General features: G+C 58.2%; 15 protein-coding genes and 2 tRNA genes. 9 read left to right on the plus strand and 8 right to left on the minus strand.

Annotation, left to right across the window (positions count from 1 at the left end):
• Positions 1-52: 52 nt before the first annotated feature.
• The gene (locus tag NWE53_RS01605) at positions 53-319 is read left to right on the plus strand and encodes a hypothetical protein (RefSeq protein ID WP_265052650.1); all 267 of its coding nucleotides are present in this window, start codon (positions 53-55) and stop codon (positions 317-319) included.
• Positions 320-333: 14 nt separating this feature from the next.
• Positions 334-618, plus strand: coding sequence for a hypothetical protein (locus NWE53_RS01610; protein WP_265052651.1), 285 nt, complete (start codon positions 334-336; stop codon positions 616-618).
• 610 nt (positions 619-1,228) lie between these two features.
• On the opposite strand, the gene NWE53_RS01615 is transcribed toward NWE53_RS01610, so the two are convergent.
• Positions 1,229-1,304, minus strand: a tRNA-Phe gene (locus tag NWE53_RS01615).
• Positions 1,305-2,400: 1,096 nt separating this feature from the next.
• Here NWE53_RS01615 and NWE53_RS01620 point away from each other — a divergent pair.
• Positions 2,401-3,534 carry a hypothetical protein gene (locus NWE53_RS01620; RefSeq protein ID WP_265052652.1) on the plus strand — a complete coding sequence of 378 codons (1,134 nt, stop codon included), beginning with the start codon at positions 2,401-2,403 and terminating at the stop codon, positions 3,532-3,534.
• 445 nt (positions 3,535-3,979) lie between these two features.
• On the opposite strand, the gene NWE53_RS01625 is transcribed toward NWE53_RS01620, so the two are convergent.
• The gene (locus NWE53_RS01625) at positions 3,980-4,693 is read right to left on the minus strand and encodes a recombinase family protein (protein ID WP_265052653.1); all 714 of its coding nucleotides are present in this window, start codon (positions 4,691-4,693) and stop codon (positions 3,980-3,982) included.
• 625 nt (positions 4,694-5,318) lie between these two features.
• On the opposite strand from NWE53_RS01625, the gene NWE53_RS01630 reads away from it, so the two are divergent.
• Positions 5,319-5,912, plus strand: a complete 594-nt coding sequence (locus NWE53_RS01630; protein WP_265052654.1) for a hypothetical protein — start codon at positions 5,319-5,321, stop codon at positions 5,910-5,912.
• A 696-nt stretch (positions 5,913-6,608) separates the two neighbouring features.
• Here NWE53_RS01630 and NWE53_RS01635 read toward each other — a convergent pair.
• Together NWE53_RS01635 and NWE53_RS01640 are read right to left on the minus strand one after the other, a co-directional pair.
• Positions 6,609-7,160 (minus strand): recombinase family protein, encoded by a 552-nt coding sequence (locus tag NWE53_RS01635; RefSeq protein ID WP_265055057.1) that lies wholly within the window; start codon positions 7,158-7,160, stop codon positions 6,609-6,611.
• 157 nt (positions 7,161-7,317) lie between these two features.
• Positions 7,318-7,875 carry a hypothetical protein gene (locus NWE53_RS01640; RefSeq protein ID WP_265052655.1) on the minus strand — a complete coding sequence of 186 codons (558 nt, stop codon included), beginning with the start codon at positions 7,873-7,875 and terminating at the stop codon, positions 7,318-7,320.
• Positions 7,876-8,657: 782 nt separating this feature from the next.
• Between NWE53_RS01640 and NWE53_RS01645 the strand changes: the two genes are divergently transcribed.
• The 3 genes from NWE53_RS01645 (at position 8,658) to NWE53_RS01655 (ending at position 13,969) form a co-directional block, all read left to right on the plus strand.
• The gene (locus NWE53_RS01645; protein WP_265052656.1) at positions 8,658-10,784 is read left to right on the plus strand and encodes a hypothetical protein; all 2,127 of its coding nucleotides are present in this window, start codon (positions 8,658-8,660) and stop codon (positions 10,782-10,784) included.
• A gap of 258 nt (positions 10,785-11,042) precedes the next feature.
• Positions 11,043-12,122 (plus strand): IS5 family transposase, encoded by a 1,080-nt coding sequence (locus tag NWE53_RS01650; protein WP_265052657.1) that lies wholly within the window; start codon positions 11,043-11,045, stop codon positions 12,120-12,122.
• A gap of 602 nt (positions 12,123-12,724) precedes the next feature.
• The gene (locus tag NWE53_RS01655) at positions 12,725-13,969 is read left to right on the plus strand and encodes a hypothetical protein (RefSeq protein WP_265052658.1); all 1,245 of its coding nucleotides are present in this window, start codon (positions 12,725-12,727) and stop codon (positions 13,967-13,969) included.
• Between the two features lie 156 nt (positions 13,970-14,125).
• Here the strand turns inward: NWE53_RS01655 and NWE53_RS01660 are convergent, their stop codons facing one another.
• The 4 genes from NWE53_RS01660 to NWE53_RS01675 form a co-directional block, all read right to left on the minus strand.
• Positions 14,126-15,283, minus strand: a complete 1,158-nt coding sequence (locus tag NWE53_RS01660; protein WP_265052659.1) for a tyrosine-type recombinase/integrase — start codon at positions 15,281-15,283, stop codon at positions 14,126-14,128.
• Between the two features lie 330 nt (positions 15,284-15,613).
• A tRNA-Phe gene (locus NWE53_RS01665) sits at positions 15,614-15,689 on the minus strand.
• Positions 15,690-15,842: 153 nt separating this feature from the next.
• On the minus strand, positions 15,843-16,175 hold the full coding sequence (locus NWE53_RS01670) for a hypothetical protein (protein WP_265052660.1): 333 nt from the start codon (positions 16,173-16,175) through the stop codon (positions 15,843-15,845).
• Between the two features lie 166 nt (positions 16,176-16,341).
• Entirely contained in the window at positions 16,342-16,608 is a 267-nt protein-coding gene (locus NWE53_RS01675; protein WP_265052661.1) for a hypothetical protein, read from the minus strand.
• A gap of 181 nt (positions 16,609-16,789) precedes the next feature.
• On the opposite strand from NWE53_RS01675, the gene NWE53_RS01680 reads away from it, so the two are divergent.
• Positions 16,790-17,275: a TlpA disulfide reductase family protein gene (locus NWE53_RS01680; protein ID WP_265052662.1), complete on the plus strand. Its 486-nt coding sequence runs from the start codon at positions 16,790-16,792 to the stop codon at positions 17,273-17,275.
• 30 nt (positions 17,276-17,305) lie between these two features.
• Entirely contained in the window at positions 17,306-18,400 is a 1,095-nt protein-coding gene (locus NWE53_RS01685; protein ID WP_265055058.1) for a transglutaminase-like domain-containing protein, read from the plus strand.
• Positions 18,401-18,442: the final 42 nt, after the last annotated feature.

Genomic DNA, 18,442 nt, shown 5'->3' on the forward strand with positions numbered 1-18,442 from the left:
ACGGGTGCGATCCCTTGCTGCAAGCCAGACTTCGATTTGCTAGGCTGCGGGAATGACTGATTTTCCTGACATCATTCGTTCGCCCCTGTCGCAGAGCTTCACCGACGATGGCGTGACCGTTCAGGTCGAGATCTACAGGATCGGTGGCACCGATGGCTGGACGCTTGAGCTCGTCGACGAGGACGGCGGCTCGACGGTCTGGCAGGACAGTTTCGCCACGGATGCCGAGGCTTTCGCGGAGTTCACGGACGGGGTGGAGCAGCTCGGCCTGGCGAAGCTGATCGACCCCGACGACGACGACCTCGCGACGGTGCACTGAGCGGCCTCGGCGCCATGGCCTACACCGATGAGCTCGACGCCGTCGTCGCCCATGAGCTGCGGCTTCGCCGGCGGATTGCGACCCGCATCGCCGAAGAGGCCGGCGCTTCCGCCGAAGGCGGCCCGTCCGAAGACGCCTTGGCCGCGGCGGACGCCGCGATTGAGGCCTGGCGCACCGAGGGCGAGGAGCAGCAGGACCTGGCCGCCTTCAGGCCGCTGGGACCGCTTCAGCAATTGCTGGTTGAGCATCAAGGCATCGTCGAGCGGATCGACGACATGCTCGACAGACGCTTGGGCTAGGGTTCTGGCGCGACAGACGCCGGACCAGGCCGACGATAGGCCCGCACGGCTTCCGCGGCGATCAGTGGATGACGGGTCGCGGGATCTTTGGATCTCGCCTTGGCGAGCGGCTTTTTCCGAACGGATCGACACGGCGCCCGCCGCTTTCGGGCAGGCTTGGCCGAGCCGGGTCAGGGTAAGAATTCGACATCGAAACCCTGGTTGCCGCAGTATCCATCCTGTGCTGGTGTCCTCCCACGAACAAGAAATGCAGGGAGGCCCACATGCTGCCGAGCAGTCGTGTCCTCGCCATCTGGACGAGGACGGCAATCGTTGCCGCCATCTTTACGGCCGTCGTGCTGCCGATGGCCCTGGTGCGATAGTCCACGAGCCTGACGCCGATTTAATCCAGCCGTAACCGCCGAGCGTGCCGGCTCCCTCTAGGAGCGTAATCGCTCGTCTTTGGAATGCGACAGCCAGACATGGCGCTCGAAGATGAGACTGGCGCCAGCGCCGGCGGAGAGGGGGCACGTCTCTGGGAGAAGGCGTTGCTCCCTCTTCGACAGGCCGTTCGGAATACGGGCCTCATCAGCCAAAGAGAGACGGTGATCTAGACGCTTAGGAAAAGAAATGGTGCCCAGGGGCGGAATCGAACCACCGACACTGCGATTTTCAGTCGCATGCTCTACCAACTGAGCTACCTGGGCGCCCCGGGAGCGCGAAGCGCCGTCCGTGTTGGTTGGGGCGATATAGAGGCTGTCGTCAGGTTGGCGGTATCGATCTGCCCTAGGTTTCCTCACGCATCATATGTCTGCTGCTGGCCCGTTTTCTACACCGGTCGGATACCACGGCGAAAGCCCCTATGCGATGGTCTCAAGCTTCTCGCCTACGAGGCACAGCAGCGCTGGTTCGCCTGCGGGTACCCTGGGCTCCTGATGGGTGTTCGCTCTCACCACTGGATGTCCTCGGCTTCCTACGGTGCCCCTTGGCTGCACTAGCCAACTTATAGGCCCCATAGCCTGCCGCGCCGAGCAAGAGAGCCGGCACCGGGAGCCGCGATATCAATACCGTGAGAGGCACAGAGAGCTTGACCGGGAGAGTGCCCTTTTCGACTTCGCGAGCCACCAGAAGGCCCGCTAGACCAGTTAGTGGTGATTTGAGCATGGGCGGTTCTCCTGATGATATCGATAGGACGGAGGCAGAACGCGGGATATGCTTGAGCGTTCCCGTGAGGGCTTGGGCGTCAGTAACGGGAGACGGTCCTCCTAGGCATCTTGACTCATTCTCGGTTTTTGTTCCTATTTCGATCGTATGAAGAGACGAGCCATGGAACATGAGAATTCACGCGAGCCTGAAGCTCCCGCGATCACCGACGCTGACGTGGACGCGGCTCTAGCCGAGTTCAACGGCGATGCTCGGGAGGCCATCAGGGCTCTCTTGCATGATCTAGATGCCCTCGCTAGGGACGCTGATCGGCTAGTCTCGCATGGCTATGTGCGGGGCCGGCAACCGTGGAGAAAGGGCAATTCCGACAACCGGAGGAGGGTGGTCTGATGGTCCAGAAGTCCAAGCGGTCCCTACATTCCAGCAAGCCGATGAGATCGATAGGGAGGTCAGAAGCTTTCAATGGTGGGTCAGGCAATGGGCCGTAGTTCAGTGTATCTCGGCCTGGACCGTCTGAACCCTGTTTGGGGCTCATAACACGCGTACTGTATGGCGAGAGAGATGGCAGGGGTTACCGAAGGGAATACGATGAAGGTGGGACGGAATAGGACAATAAGAACAACAACCTAAGTGGGTCCTATGGCAAATGTCAGCTTTCTGCTCAGCGCTAAGGCGCTCGGCATGTCCTTCGACCCAACACCTCCAACGGAGCTTCAGTTCGAGGCATCGGGAACACCCAATTGCTTAATTAGGCTGCGTCAGTGGGATCGAGACAATGGGGAGAGGGGGCTTGAGGTCCAATGCTCGGCAGCATTCGAGGTTTCAGAATGGGAGAGGGACTTTATAGCTGCTCAGCTAGAGCGCAGATATCTTGCCTCGGCTACCATGCCCCTCAAGCTACCTTATCGAATTAACGGCGAAACTCACATCGAAGCGGACGGATCGATGCGCGAAGGGTTTGGCATTCCCTTCGAGTTTCTCCCGCCCGAAATTCAAGCGCTATGTGGAAGGGCTCGGGAGCATCTTACCGCCACCCTCTCCCGCTTCATCAAACTTCTGCGTTGGGAACAAGCTTCGCCTGGGGCTCATGCCCTATTTGAATATTCGCCTAGTCTATATTGGGCGTTGGGGCGTGAGGACTACCACAAACATGTTAAGGCGCCCCGTGAGGATTTTGAAACGAGTGCGTTGGGCGGCGTCAAATGGGGGGCGGAGCATGAAGAGCGCATGGCTCTCCTATGGAGGTCGGAAGGCGTTGAGGAGCCGCTAGCGCACGAGTTGCTGCGGGAAGCTTGTTATCTGGCGAATGGAGGCTCGCCTCGATCTGCGCTGCTGATTGCAGTTAGCGCAGTGGAAACTGGATTGAAGAACCACATAAGCCGGCATGTGAAGAGTTCCGGCTGGCTTGTAGAGTGCGCGCAGTCTCCCCCTGTTTACAAAATCCTGCGTGATTACATACCCGACCTGCACGTTGAATCTAATCCAGAGATGAAATGGAGCGGAATTCGGCATCTTTCTAAGAAACTTCAGACTTATGTCGAGTTGAGAAATCAATTAATTCAATATGGAAAGGCGAATTTCGATAATAAGGATGCGTTTGCTTTGGTCGATCTTGTTTCTGATATTCTGTACGTGCTGGACTTTTTGTCAGGGCACGTTTGGGCGCAAAGCAACGTAAGCTCCGCACTGGCGCGCGAACTGGGGTGGAGCGTCGCGGAAGGGAAGGGGATCAGAATCAACGTCCTATCGGGCTATCCGTTGCCCAACGATTAGCTTTGCGCGCTCCCGCGCCCCCTGATGGCACCAAGCGACGTGGGGAGCCTCAGGAGCTTTTTATGTTCCAAATGTCCGGTGCTGCTCTCGTCTGCATATAGGGGACAGGACTCTGATCACAAAAAGAGACCCCTGTGGGCGTGACATCCTTCAGGGGCCGTAAGTGGGGTTAGGATCGCCCTGCAGCGTAGCGCTCGACGCTGGGAGAGGTAAAGCATTAGTTTTACCCTAAGGTCATGGTCCAGAGGTCCTGAGCATCGAAATGGGCGAAGATTTCATCTGCCTTCTTTGCAACGAGAAGCACGCGACTAGCCTCAAGCGCCTTGTGGAGCGGCTGACGTTGGATTGAATCTTCGCCGGGTTCTCGTTGCTCAACCGGCCAGTGCGGGACTCAGCGCCACCGCGCTAATAAGAACCTTCAAGCTATGCCACAACGCGGGAGCCCCTAGTGCCAGACCGGGGACCGACCCGGCCTGTCCATCGAGCTATCGAAAGGGTCAGCCTGCCTCCTAAGGCGATCCACAACCCGCTGGACGGTCGTCGGGTGCCATGGTCCGCCGCGAGCAGTCTTGATGCCGGCGGCGTTCAGTGCCTCGGCAATCTCCCTGATGCTTTTGCCGGCTCCACGGAGCGGCTCCACGACGCCTCGCCATGCCTCGGCCCGTTCCTGGGCCTGGGCCTTCACGACTTCGTTTCGCTTCATGGTGGCGGCCCGGAGGCCACCTAGCTTGACGCCAGGGCCCTTGGCTTTCTGTGAGGCCACCTTGGTGCGGAGGGTGACGAACTGCCGCTCCTGCTCGGCCAGGGCCGCATAGGTGCAAAGCTGTAAGGCGTCGGCGTGGGGCATCGAAGCGACCCGAACGGGGACCCGCTTGTCCTCCGTCAACGAAGCGATCAAAGACACCCGGCGCGACAGGCGGTCCAGCTTCGACACCAGGAGCGTGGCCCTGGTCTTCCGAGCCAACTCTAAAGCATTGGCCAACTCTGGGCGGTCAGCGTTGGCGCCGCTCTCCACCTCGGTGAACTCCCGCAGCACTTCCCAGGGCGTAGGGCTGTAGGTCTCAAGATACAGTCGGATGTCCCGGTCCTGCGCCTCCAGGTCCAGGCAGCTCTTGCCCTGCTCTTCGGTAGAGACGCGGCGGTAGAGAACGTACTGCATTGGCATAGGGGGCTCCGGGAAGACCCTGAGACTTACTCTAGCCCTGACTGTGACCGGACAGTCCCGCAAGGGGCAATATAGTGATAGCTCGGTTGGATATGCCAGCCATGTTCCCCCAGATCATTGAAATTGCACGGCAAGGACGAACAACACCACGAGACCTTTAGCTCCTTTTTTGAAGCCGCTGTGTTTCGATGGGGATCAAATAGGCCTCTGGAGGTACCCAAAAGGGGCCCCTAGTTCCTCGTGCCACCAGGCGGGGGCCGGTTTGAGGCTCTCAGGGAGGTTCTTGATGCGGAACAGAAAGGTTCCGATGAGTTTCAGCATGAGAGGGCCGTTGGCCAAGTCGAGGAGCGTTAGCTTGGCAGCGACCCAACAGGAGCCCGCAAGGTCCAAGGGGCATCTACCTCCCAGGGCATCTCGAGAACGGCGTCTGGGGACACTCCCCTGAGGAGAAGAGCGCGTGCTGCTGAGAGGAAGGCGCATGCTCCGGGACTGAAGGTCCACGTTTGAATGCCAAATTGGATGGCAGCACTTTCGAACGACGCTATGGTCCATCGAAGACCGACAATGAGCAGGTCAGGTTAGGGGTGGCAGAATGTCAGGGCCTAGGGTCGGGGTGCGGGTGAATGATGAAGTGGGAAATATAGTTGTTGAAATTGGTGCTTTTGTAATAGCCGAGCATCCGGTATTTGCCGCTCAAGTTGGAGTGCTAGCCGGTGAATGGGCTCATGCTGAAGCCGAATTGAGTGTTTATCTAGCCTCGCTGATGCACACTAGTCCTGAGCGAACATTTGCTCTCCTTGCGGCCTACAACAATGCCACTTCCACAACCAAAGCTGCTATTAACCTCGCAAAGGTAACGTTGAGCGGCGATCCTCTCGCGAATTTTGAAACTATCGTTGCTCGGTTTCGCAAATTGGCTGAGCGGCGGAATGATATTCAGCATGGCATTTGGGCCAGGAAGCCTGCGCAAAACTCGAACTTGTTTCGGGTAAAGCCGGTCGAATATACCAAATTCATGATCGCTGTGTCTCACTCGAAGGACCTTATTTCTGAGGCCAATCAATTCGCATCGCAATTAGACGACGAATATTCTGTTGAGGCGTTGGAAACAATAAGCAAGGACATTCGCCAACTAACGGCTGATCTGTGTGCTGCTCGTTTCGATTGGCTTAATTCGGGCGTTCGGGCGAAGACCGTACACGGGAAGTTCTGAGGTAGCTCAGGCTGCCTGAGTGATGCAGGACAAATAAGTCTCCAGCATTTCCTAGGAGGCCCCCTCCGAAACCCATAGAGCCAAGGGGAAGCGGAGGGGGCGTGGTAGCGCGCGATCTCTCAGGCCTAGCTTTTAGCCCAACGTCACTGTGCGTAGGTTTGCCGCATCAATGCGCCCAAAGGCTTCCTCAGCGTCCTCAGGAGCCAGGAGGGCCGTGGTGCCGTTACTCAAGGGACACAACGACCTAAGCTGGTCAATGGCTGCCTGTGAGGCTCCTTGGAGCGCTACAAAACCGCTGGTGTAAGAAACGTAGATGTCGACAATCGTCACAGGCATAGTCATGGTTCCGTGAGGCCGCGTTATTGCGGCTACCAATAGTTGGCATAACCTTGAGTCGCCCGCAATCTATAGTCAGAGCTATGGGATAGGGGATTCATTGGGCCCCAAAGCTCGTTCACACCACACGACAAGGACGAACAACAACAGCGAGAGCTTTACCTCTTTTTTTAAGCCCTGATTAGTCTTGCGGGGTGAGAGCGGGCTCAGGAGGGACCCAAAAAAAAGGGGCCCCAGGTCCGCGTGAGGCCACGCGAAAACCGGAGTTACGCTGTGGTGGCAATGACGCCTATGTAAGTCCAATGAACTCGAGAGATAGCTGAGAACTTGGATGCCTCAAGGACATTGGACACATTGGCCTCAGGCCTTCTCAGCCGTGAGGATGCGATGGACCTGCATGCGGCTGGCGCCTAGCGACTTGGCAATCTCAGTCGGGCCTTTGCCTTCCTGATTCATGGCCATCACGCGCTGAGCATCGATCCTGCGCTTACCGCCGGTATAGACACCAGCCTCCTTCGCCTTGGCGATACCATCGCGCTGGCGAGCCTTGATGAACCCGCGCTCCATCTCAGCCACCATGCCTAGGACAGTGAGCACGATCCTGCCGGTGTCCCCCTTGGTGGAAACATAGGGCTCTAGCACCGTGAGGGACGCCTGCCGCTGGTCGCACTCGTGGACGATGTTGAGGACATCCCGAGTGGACCTCCCGAGCCTGTCGAGCCGCGTGACCATGAGTTCATCGCCCGGCCTGAGGAAGTCGAGGATGGCGGCAAGTTCATCACGGCCTTCGCGGCTCGCTGCGCTCACCTTCTCCTTCCGGATCGTGGTGCACCCTTCGGCTTTGAGGCGCTCTACCTGACCTTCGTAATCTTGGTCATGGGTCGAGACGCGGGCATATCCGATCTTGGTTATTGCGAGGGGCGCTTTCGTAACATCAGGCTTTTAACTTTCCTTTTGTCGCGTAACTTCGAACCCAAGTCAACCCTGATGTTACGCTATATGTGTAACATTCGTGAGTCACGCGAGGGTATGCCCTATGCCCTGATGTGACGAGCGTAGGCTTGCGGATTTAACGGAACGCAGGAGGTGAAGCGTCGTAGCGGAAGCCCCACGCCTCGGTTACGCGGTATCTGACTTGGTCAACTTTGGCCCCGTGCGGAAAGAAAACCTGTCCTGTCGCACCGGGCTTCATCGCCCCCACGAAGGTCCCCTGAATGGGTGTTTCCCTGGGTTGGTCATATAGCGTGATATTTAACAGCGATATGGCATAGTCGGGCGATGTGTTCCTGACCACGAAGCGAGGTCCCATCTTATCGCCTTGGGGAGGTATGACGTAGTTCTCAACGTTAGCGAAGTTCGAAAGGTTATAGGATTCCTTTCGGATGCAGAACTCTATGCCAGCCGTCATTCCTTGGGCAGCAATGGCCTTTTCATTACGATTAAGGCAATCGCCATATGCGGCCATAAACTGCTCGCCGTAGCGAAGCTGTAATCCTTCTTTTGAGGAAGCAAACAGGCCTATGCCGTAAACGCACATTGCGAGGATTGCTAAACCCCAGATACCTTCTGATAGTGACTGGCCGCGAAAGGGATCGACGAACCAGCGCTTAAGCGTGGAGGCTATCATAGGTTATCCAGTGCTTCCGATAGTCACTAATTCTACGGTAGTATCGCAACACACGAGAGATCAATACATCGTATCAAAGCAGTGGGCTCCGCGCGTAACGCGAGCGGCCTCTTCGGAGGGATTTCGTACCCTTCTGACAGGGGGCACGGTTGAGTGGGCTCATGGGGGTTCCTAAAGGGCTTATCTGAAAGTTTCATCTATTCCGCTGTGTTATCAAAGGCTTGTCCACGCTTCGGCCAAAAGTTGTCACCCTTATGACAGGCGGCACGAGTGAGTGGGCCCATGGGGCTCCTTCAGGGCGCATTTGAATGTTCCGGCGATACCGCTGTAATTTCAGCGGCTTAGAAGCCAAACGGCCAAAAGTTGTTACCCTTATGATATGCGGGCGGCTCCGGCTCCCCAAAGGTACGTTACGAAAGTTCGGGTCCTTCTGCTGTGACATCATGAGCTTATGATCGTTCCGGCCAAAAGTTGTGACACTTAAGATAGGCGGCGCGGTTGAGCGGGCTCGTGCGGCTCAATGAGGGCGCATTTGAATGTTCCGGCGATTCTGCTGTTGATTCAATTATTTAGAGGCAAAAAGGCAAAAAGTTGTCCCCCTTATGACAGGTGGGGCTCTACAGAAGCCTCCAAACCGCCTGTCCAACAACAAGAAGGCAGCAGCCAAGCTGCCCATTGAACCCAAAGGGCTCGCGAGCAATCGCGGGCTCTTTTTTTGTTGTCATGCCGGAGCCTCAGTCAGGCTCGGTAACCTCATCTGAGGAACTAATGGAACGAATAGAATGAGTGAGATACAGAGAAGTAGCTTAGCCCATGATATAGCTAGGCTGAGAAGTGAGGGAGTAAATGACGATGAGATACTCAGTGGATATCGTACCTTTGCGCCACACCATAACTCAGACGTCGATAGACTGATCGGCGAAGGTGTCTCAGCCAAGGACATCTTAGACACCGCAGCTTCAATGGAACCTCAGGTTACTCAACAGGCCCCACAGGATACCCAAGGCGTCATTGAGAAGACTGGGAAAGCCCTTCAATATGGAACGGGCCAGGCCGCTGTAGGCCTTGGGAGGACCGCTCACTGGCTTGGTGAGGCCTCAGGCATCAATATCGCCAAGAGTGCTGGTGATGCACTCGCTGATGTCGGTCAGGGTATGGCCCCTGGGAGCTATCGTCCCGCACATGCTGACTTCATGAACCCTAAGACTTCTGAGAAGGGCATAGGCGGGTATGGTTGGGGATATCTCCCGAGGATGATCCTTGAGGGCACACCCGGTCTCGTCATGGACGTTGGTGCGGGGGCTCTCGCCGGCCCAGGTGGCTTCATGGCGTCCAATGCTGCTCGGAGCTTCGGACCGGCTGTCGATGCTCGTGTGGAGAACAATGGTGGTCGGGATGCCTCGGGGGCTGACTATGCCATTGCTGCGGGGTCATCGGCGCTACAGGCCTATCTCAACAAGGCCGGGCTCAGTCCTGCTCTGTCAGGCGTGACCAAGGGTGCCGGCACGAGAGCCATTGCCCAGCTTCCCGGTCAGGTGGCCAAGGCCGCTGCTGTGGATGCTGTAAGCGGCGGTGCTGGGGCTCTGGTGGATCGTGCTGCGGTCACGGCTGGCACCGACAAGGGGCTGACCATCGATCCTCATGAGGCTCTTGGGAGCGTTGTGGCCTCGGGTGCCACGGCAGGAACTGTCAGGGCTCTCAGGGGCGTTGGCGATGTCACCAATGCCATTCGTTATGCCGATATGGACCCGGCTGTGGCCGGTCGGCTGGCCAAGAGAATTGAGAGCCTTGGCATTGAGCCTGATGGACCGGAGCAGGCCTACAAGGCGATCAAGGTCGCTGAGGCCGTGCTGTTGTCAGACATATCGCGCGCCAGGAAGGACTATGTCACCAAAGTAGGCCGGGAGGGCAGGAACACGACAGAGCCTCTCATGGGCACCGCTGAGGCTATTCTCGGCCACGGTGGAAAACTCACTGATGATCAAATTGGCGGTCTTCGTGATGCCTTGTCGGACCACCCACATGGTCAGCGATATCTGAGCGCCCTTGAGGAACATAATGCCCTCAACGATCTCAAGACCAAAGGGCGGTTCGAGGATGGCTACTTCGCTGGCGGTCTCTCAAGCTCCTCTCTCATCGAGGATGGATTGAACCCGGCTAGCTGGCTTAGAAGCCCCACCAAGAGGGCGATAGGTACCACGGCCGCGGTGCTGGGTATGGGAACTGAGCTTGAGGCTGTCAGGGCTCTCGGGGCTCCTGTCGCAGCGGCAAAGATGCTCGCACTTCAAGGCGCGGCCTATGGCGGTGTGAGAGCCATTGACGGAATCATGGGCAGCAGGAACCCCGTCAGGCAGTTCACGAGCCGCTTCGGTGACAATGGCCTGCACGAAAGTCCTCAGGTGTCCGATATGGGTGCCGCGCAGAGGCCGCCTAGCCATGCTGGGGAAGACCTGCAGCTTCGAGAGGCCATCAGGAAGGCCGCTGAGGGGCCCGTGGAGGCCCAGGGGCGGCGTGACCTAGGCGAGGGTGGCCCAGAGAGCGCAAAAGCCGCTAGGGGTGCTACTAGAGGCTCTAGCGAGGACATTGGGTCAAGCCCTATACGTATTGAGGTCGGTCAATATGTAGTCGAGAGGCCAAGAGAGAGCATAAACAACCTAAAAGCCTACGTGACGAAGACGAAGTCTCGCATGGAAGCTACGGCTGCATTTGGTAATGAGCTTGAACTTATCGCTAAGGGCTATGAGAATGTTGCACAAGGCCTTGTCAATCAGCTTAACAACAAGGCTAGGAGCTTCGATGAGGCTGCATCTCTGGTGGAAGGCGCTATCAATGAGCTGCCTTGGGATAAGCGCTCTGCCGCATGGGACGCGTTTGCTAAGCATGAGGCTCGCTTGAGAGGCACATACTAAAAATAATCACTAAGCAAACGTGTAACTATGGGCCTCTTGCAGCAATGCAGGGGGCCTTTCTTTATGAACACAGACAGGACAACAGAAATGATCACCAAACGATTCAAAGACGCCCGTGGGATACATGAGCCCACGGCATTCTACGGGTTCTATGCTCGGGTCTCCGGGGAGAGCAGAGAGCTGGACACCCGCAAGAACCTACCGGTTTCGCTGATTTCGTGATTCAATCTCTCATCGGCACACGAGGCGGGTGAGACGATGGAACAGCGGTCGTTTTTCGGGTTGTCGGAGCATCTGGAGCGATTGAGTGCGATCGGCGATCCGCTGGAGACGCTCGAAGCGACGATCGATTTTGAGTATTTCCGGGGCTGGCTGGTCGAGGGCCTTGGCTATGGGGACGGGGCCAAGGGCGGACGTCCAGCTTTCGACCCGGTCTCGATGTTCAAGGCGCTGATCCTTCAGGCGCAGCACAATCTCAGCGACGCGAAGATGGAGTTCATGATCCGGGACCGTCTGTCCTGGATGCGCTTCCTGCGCTTTGATCTTGGCGGTCCGACACCCGACGAGAACACGATCCGGCACTTCCGCAACAGGCTGACCGAGAGCGGCACGCTGCGGCGGGTGATGAAGGCCTTCGACTGGCAATTGCAGAAGAAGGGCTACATCCCGATGTCGGGCCAGATCGTCGATGCCTCCCTCGTGCCGGCACCCAAGCAGCGGAACACGGACGCGGAGAAGGAGGCGATCAAGGCGGGCAAGACGGCCCGGGAGATCTGGCCCGATGAACCCAGCAAGGCGGCGCAGAAGGACGTCGATGCGCGCTGGACGCTCAAGATCGGCGGCAAGATCCGGTATCGGCCCGACGGCACGCCCTTGGCGCAGATCGCCTTGCCCGTCTTCGGCTACAAAACCCATATCGCGATCGACCGGCGCTTCGGCTTCATTCGGGAGAGCGCGGTGACCTCGGCAGCCCATGCGGATGGGCGGATGCTGCCGCGCCTGGTGACGACGCAGAACACCTCCTCCGAGGTCTGGGCCGACAGCGCCTACCGATCACAGACGAACGAGAAAAGTCTGGCGGCGAAGATGCTGGTCAGCCGCATCCATCGCCGCAAACCGCCTGGACGGCGGATGCCGCAGCATGTCGCGCGCGCCAATGCCGGCAAGTCGGCAATCCGGGCTGCGGTCGAACATGTCTTCGCCCATCAGAAGAACAGGTTCGGCCTGTTCATCCGCACCATTGGCCTGGCTCGCGCCGAGGCAAAACTGACCCTGGCCAACATCGCCTACAACTTCGACCGGCTGATCTTCCATGAACGCGTCAGGGCCATGGGATGAGTCTGCCCGAAATCCAGGATCGGCGCTGAAATTAGCCCTAAATGCCGCTCTCTCAGGCAGCCTGACGCCGATCATCATGCCGCCAAGGCGCCAAGGCGCCAAGGCGCCGAGCATGCCGAAAATCAAACGGTTCTTGCGGGTGTCCAGCTTCTCAAGCAGGTTCATGAGACGGCCACAGCGCAGATGAGGGGTCAGCCCAGCAATGCGGTGCTCATGGATGAGCTCATGAAAGCATACCTAGAGCACAATGCGCCTCGAAACGCCGGCGTATAAGCCACAACAGTGTGTCTTTAGTCCAAGTTTGCGCTTGAGAAAACTGGAGTCGATCTCAGTAACATACTGCACAATAACAGTTATTTAGATCGATCCTTAAAAGAAAAGCATAGAGACTTAAGGGGTATCCTTAAGAAGTCTCTGGAAGGGGGTATTAATATAACCCCCACCCCCAAGAGCAACTACTCAACTAATGATGCCCACGACTCGTGCTCTATTGAGCGTCAGAGTGTCGTGGTTGTCATTGCTCATTCCTCAAGTACCGAAAGAAAACTACTAAATTGATAACCATCATTGACTCAATCATGGGCTCTGGAAAGACCACATACATGATCGACCGTATCAACCAAACTCATACAAAGGCTGTGTCATTGAGCTTCGATAATGAAGATCACTGCATGCCTAAGTTCATCTATGTGGCCCCCTTGCTCAGTGAGGTGGATCGTATCACCGATATGTGCCCTAGGCTTAATTTTCGTAATCCTCAGTCTATCGATGGGCGGAAGCTATGCCATCTTGATAGCCTCATAGATCGTGGTGAGAACATATGCACTACGCACTCGTTATTTAAGCTTCTCACTAAGGACATGTGTGCGAAGATCAAGGAGCAGGGGTACACTCTGGTTATAGATGAGACCTTAGAGTGTGTCGCTCTCTTTGATGAGCTTTCGGCCTCTGATCGTGCTTTGCTCCTCGATAAGGGCATGATCTATGTCGATAAGGAGTCGCGGAGGATTAGATGGAATAACGATGATCACAAGAAATATGTCGGAAAATTCGACCATATCAAACGTCTCTGCGACAACGGAAACCTTGTATTCGTCAGGGACAAGGTACTGATCTGGGAGTTTCCTTCTGAGTTCATTCGTGCCTTTGAGGATGTATTGATCCTAACATACCTCTTTCCTGGCTCCGCGATGGCTTCGTACTTGCAAGCGGAAGGGCTGGAATACGAACTCAAGACCCTTGGGAATCGGAAGGTTGTTCCCTACGCTGATAACGATGAGGAGGTGTGCCTTAAGCAGCGCTTGCGGCAGCTTATAACTATCTACGAGGGGCCTTTGAACGACTGTGGGCAGCGCGTTGGCAAAAGCAACCCGTTCTCATCCACCTGGCTAAAGGACCGAACCGACAAGCAACTTCAGTCTATCAAGGCAACCATAGAGTATTTCTTCAAATCTGTGACCAAAACGCCGGCAGTCGATAATGCTTGGACAACCTTTGGAGTGGTCAAGGGGACGCTTAAAGGGGCTCGATATTCACGTGGATTCATCCCTTGTAATGCCAAGGCGACCAATGAGTACCGGGAGAAGAAGGCGCTTGCCTACCTCTGCAACATCTTTCCCCATCCATATGTGGCTGCCTACTTTCAAGATCGCGGAATAGCTATGGACGAAGACGCTTATGCACTTTCGGAGATGGTCCAATGGATTTGGCGTTCCCAGATTAGAGAAGGCGAGCCCATCATTGTCTTTATCCCATCGGGCCGCATGAGGGGCCTCCTGAAGGATTGGCTGGGGGATAAGCCTGTAACGGCTGAAGAGGCAGAGACGATCACCGCACGAGCGGCGTGATCAACGGTGACACAGAAGCCCCTGAGCATTCCCATTGGCGCAGATGCGGAATGCTCAGGGACTCTAAGCTATTGTAATAATGTTGCGTGGAAAAGTTTAGCATGGAGAGATTGTTGCGTGTAATGGATCGCTCAACTGTGAGGATCTTAGGAGCCCTTAAGCCCCCGTGGCTTCTTCCCTCGCGATCTGCCTCGGGAACTTCGCAATGGCTAGAGCCATAGCTTCCACAGTCACATCTCCATAATCATCGCCAGCGGTCCTAGGAGCATGCCCTTGGATCGCATCTACCACGCGGCCATCCATGCCGACTGAGCGGGCCACGGTCTTGAATCGGTGCCGCCAGCCGTGGTTCGGCATCACGCGGGTATCCTTGACCGTCTCCCGTGCCTCTTCGGCTAGGCGGTTCTTGACCCCTTGGAGCGGCCCAAGGACGTCTCCTGTTTCTTGGGCTGGCTTGAGGAACAGGTGACCTACCTTGCAGCCCTGCACGAACTCGGGGAAGCCCTTGGCTACAAGATGCTCGTGCATCACAACGTCTCGGGCCTCGTCGGTTTTCACCGTGCCTGCCTCAGGACTGATATGGATCACCCAATGGCTGCCTACCCGCTTCAAGTCCTGCTTGCGAAGCTGACATAGCTCGCCAACACGGGCTCCTGTGTAGGCACATAGCCATGGAATCCACCGCTTCGCATCAAAGGTCTTGGGCTGTTCATTGCCCGGCGTAAGCGCGTCAGCGGCCTTGAGAAGCGCCTCGGCCTCATCATCCGTGAAGCCTTTAGACCGGGTGATCTTGCGCTTGCCGAGCTTGATGGTGATCCCATGAGTGGGATTGCTGGGCATGCGTCGGTTGCTCACTGCCCATCCAAAGAGGGTCTTGAGGCCCGATAGGTCGCTATCCTTCACGGTCTTTGCCGAGATGGGTTTCCCAGTACGGGGATTGATGGACGATAGACGGTAATCCTTGAAGTCCACGATGTCGTCCGGTGTCACCCGCGAAGCATCGTCATGGCCTAGGAATGTAACAAGGCTGCTGGTGGTGTTCTTGTAGCTCTCGTGAGTGCTGGGCTTTCTTCCGGCCGCCTTGGCTTCCTCCCACCAGTCTTGGCAGATGCTTGTGAGCGAAGCCTTTTCATTCGGCGGTGCAGGGAAAGTGGATAGGCCACTCTTGGAGGGCCGCTGCTGGGGTGAGGCCCCGCTCCCCTGAGCGCTTTCCGGTCTCTTGGCTAGCCAAGGCAGCGCGAGGCCGCCATACGCCTCCTCAGGCTTCACAGCCCCATTGCGGATGCATGCATAAAGCACCGCAAGCTGACCCACGGCAGCACTATTGCGGGCTGCGGCTAGCGAGCGATCATGCGTCCTCAGGGAAAATCTCACGACACGCCCGAAGGTGGCCCGCACGATCATCTCCTGCCCTGAGGAATCAGGAGGGAGAGCGAGGGTAGTCTTGTGGCCTCTCAGGCGCTCTTGGAGGTCGCAGGGAACGTGGGCGCAAAATTGATGAAAGCCACTGTCTGACCGCCTTGTTGGTCGAGGGATTCTCAAGACCATTCTACACCGCCCATCAACACCGTTGGGCAGCAGACACTTATGGTGAGAGAGGAAATTCCAGTGTTCTCAAGGCCTTAAGGCTCAAAAGAGAACAAATGGTGCCCAGGGGCGGAATCGAACCACCGACACTGCGATTTTCAGTCGCATGCTCTACCAACTGAGCTACCTGGGCGCCCCGGGAGCGCGAAGCGCCGTCCGTGTTGGTTGGGGCGATATAGAGGCTGTCGTCAGGGCTGTCCAGTCACTTCAGCCGGCTTTCTACAGTCCGTGTTCGGACGGAGCGGAAACCGGTCGGATTGTGCTGAAGGACGGGACAGCGGCACGCTCAAGCCGGGAGCCAGCTCTCTTCCCGCCATTCGGCATGGTCGATCACCGCCGCCAGGCCATCGACCGCCGCCAGTGCGTCGCGCCGGGCCTGCTCCGATTCGATGATCGCAGCCTGGGCGTACAGGAGTTTGGCGAAGGCGATGACCCGATTCACCACCGAGAACGATGCGTCCTGCAGGGCCTGCGTTTCGCGCAAGACCGCATTCAGATGCGCCACATGGCTCTCGGCGCTTTCCTGCAGGGCCTTCGCGGTGAGAACTCCCGCCTTGAGCAAATCCGCGCGCAGGGTCTCGACGTCGCGCGCCAGCAGCTCCTTCACCCGCTCAGCCATGGTGCCCCCCGTTGAGGAGATCGTTATGTCGGCCAGATCGAAAATAGCATCGAATACAGCGGGGATCAGCGCGAAGCCTGACGTTTGGTTAGCCAGTTCTCTACGAGAGATATCGAGATTGCCGGAAACGCCTCGTGGGACCGGAAGCCGTTCCGGCCGCCGTCCGTCAATCCTCGGAATCCTGCGCTATCGGCGTCTCTGCTGGCCGGAAATGCTTGCCGTTGATGAGGCGAACGAGCGTTCGGATCAGGGCAGCCACGACGATGACCAGCGGGAGCGCCATGACGGCGTTTCCCTCCAGTGCCAGCCAGATCGCCAGGCCGCAGCTCACGGCGATTCCGATGATGAGCAGGAACTTCATCATGGCGAACAATGACCCTGCTTCGAACTGCCGGCAAGGGGCACGCGAAAGCAGCCGGATTTCGGTTTCCAAACCACATCTCCACGCGCTTGAACGGCGCTGCAAGGCCCATGCACCCTGCCAAGGAACCGGTTGACGCCATCGCCAGCGCGGGAAAGGATGGCGTGTGCTTGCCGTCGCAGCTCCCGCGTGTCGGGGCGCTCACCGATGCGGTCTCCAGCGAAGGCGCTTCCTTGCCGGAGCGCTCTCGGTCTTGGCGACATGTCTGGCGGCCACGGACCTCCTCGCCGGTAATCTCACCGCGTGGCCTGCGCAGGCCACGCCGCCGCTTGCGCTCGACCAGCTCGACGGTCCGCTGCGCGATCTCGCCGGTTTTCGGGGCCGCCCGGTCATCGTCCATTTCTTCGCGACATGGTGCGCGCCCTGCATCGAGGAGATGGCCTCGCTCGATGCGCTGGCGGCCCGCGCCGATGGACCGTTGACGATCCTCGCCGTCAATGTCGGCGAGGTCGATGCGCGTGTGCGCAACTTCTTCCGCGACCGCCCCGTGCGCTTCCCGATCCTGCTCGACCGCGACCGGGCAGTGATGAAGCGCTGGCAAGTGGAAGGGTTGCCGACGAGCTTCGTGCTCGATCGCGAGCAGCGGCCCGCACTGATGACCGCCGAACCGCTCGACTGGACCAGCCCGAAGGTGCTGGCAGCGCTGGGGGCCTTGGCGCTGCGAAGCCAAACGCAATGACCACCAACGATACAAGAGAGGGAGCCCATGATGATCAGCCGACGCGACATGCTCAGGACCGGTGCCGCCGCGGGGACGGCGCTTCTGCTGCCGCGCGAGGGCTTCGCGCAGGCGGTCCCCTTCGCCCCCAAGCCCGGCAAATGGCGCGATTTCGAGGTGGTGACACGGCTCGATCTCGCAGGGCAGGGGAAGACGCAGGCCTGGATTCCGCTGCCCTCCGTCGCAGAGGCCGAATGGATCAAGCCCGGCCGCAATGATTGGCAGAGCAATGCAGGTTCTGCGGAGGTTGTGCGCGATCCGAAGTACGGCGCTCAGATGCTGCATGTCGTCTTCAAGGAAGGTGAGGCAGCTCCCTCCGTCGAGGTCAGGAGCCGCTTCTCGCTGCGTGATCGCGCGGAGGACTTCGCTGCGGGCCAGAAGGCTGCGCTGAGCCCGGCGGATCGCAAGCTCTATCTGGAGGCGACCGAGCTGATGCCGACCGACGGCATCGTCAAGGAAACTGCCGACAAGGCGAGCGCTGGCAAGGCGAGCGATGTTGAGAAGGCGCTCGCGATCTACCAATGGGTCGTCGAGAACACGTTCCGCGACGCAAAGACGCGCGGTTGCGGCACAGGCGATGTCGCCTCGATGCTGCGCACCGGCAATCTCGGCGGCAAATGCGCCGATCTGAACGCGCTCTATGTCGCGCTGGTGCGCGCCGCCGGCATTCCGGCGCGGGACATCTACGGCATTCGCGTCGCGCCCTCGCAGTTCGGCTACAAGAGCCTGGGCGCGGGCTCGGAGGTGATCACCAAGGCGCAGCATTGCCGCGCCGAGGTCTGGCTCGAAGGCCATGGCTGGGTCGCGACCGATCCGGCCGATGTCCGCAAGGTCGTGCTCGAGGAGCCGCCCGGCAACAACGCGATCGACAATCCGAAGGTGGTGGCGGCGCGCGACGTCCTGTTCGGCGCCTGGGAGGGCAACTGGCTCGGCTACAACATGGCGCATGACCTCGAACTGCCGGGCTCGAAGCACAAGGTCGGCTTCCTGATGTATCCGCAGGCGGAGGTAGCGGGCGCCCTGCTCGATTGCCTTGATCCCGACACCTTCAAATACACGATCAAGGCGGCCGAGATCACCGCCTGAACCGTCTCGGCCGGACACGCGCCGTGTCCGGCCGGCTTTGCC

Source organism: Bosea sp. NBC_00550 (assembly GCF_026020075.1).
GTDB lineage: Bacteria > Pseudomonadota > Alphaproteobacteria > Rhizobiales > Beijerinckiaceae > Allobosea.

What these genes read in the sequence shown, in the direction of transcription:
- NWE53_RS01670 (WP_265052660.1), bottom strand. Translation starts at nt 16,175, where the DNA reads ATGGCTGAGCGGGTGAAGGAGCTGCTGGCGCGCGACGTCGAGACCCTG.
- NWE53_RS01685 (WP_265055058.1), top strand. Translation starts at nt 17,306, where the DNA reads ATGATCAGCCGACGCGACATGCTCAGGACCGGTGCCGCCGCGGGGACG.
- NWE53_RS01640 (WP_265052655.1), bottom strand. Translation starts at nt 7,875, where the DNA reads ATGATAGCCTCCACGCTTAAGCGCTGGTTCGTCGATCCCTTTCGCGGC.
- NWE53_RS01605 (WP_265052650.1), top strand. Translation starts at nt 53, where the DNA reads ATGACTGATTTTCCTGACATCATTCGTTCGCCCCTGTCGCAGAGCTTC.
- NWE53_RS01645 (WP_265052656.1), top strand. Translation starts at nt 8,658, where the DNA reads ATGAGTGAGATACAGAGAAGTAGCTTAGCCCATGATATAGCTAGGCTG.
- NWE53_RS01625 (WP_265052653.1), bottom strand. Translation starts at nt 4,693, where the DNA reads ATGCAGTACGTTCTCTACCGCCGCGTCTCTACCGAAGAGCAGGGCAAG.
- NWE53_RS01650 (WP_265052657.1), top strand. Translation starts at nt 11,043, where the DNA reads ATGGAACAGCGGTCGTTTTTCGGGTTGTCGGAGCATCTGGAGCGATTG.
- NWE53_RS01620 (WP_265052652.1), top strand. Translation starts at nt 2,401, where the DNA reads ATGGCAAATGTCAGCTTTCTGCTCAGCGCTAAGGCGCTCGGCATGTCC.
- NWE53_RS01655 (WP_265052658.1), top strand. Translation starts at nt 12,725, where the DNA reads ATGATCGACCGTATCAACCAAACTCATACAAAGGCTGTGTCATTGAGC.
- NWE53_RS01610 (WP_265052651.1), top strand. Translation starts at nt 334, where the DNA reads ATGGCCTACACCGATGAGCTCGACGCCGTCGTCGCCCATGAGCTGCGG.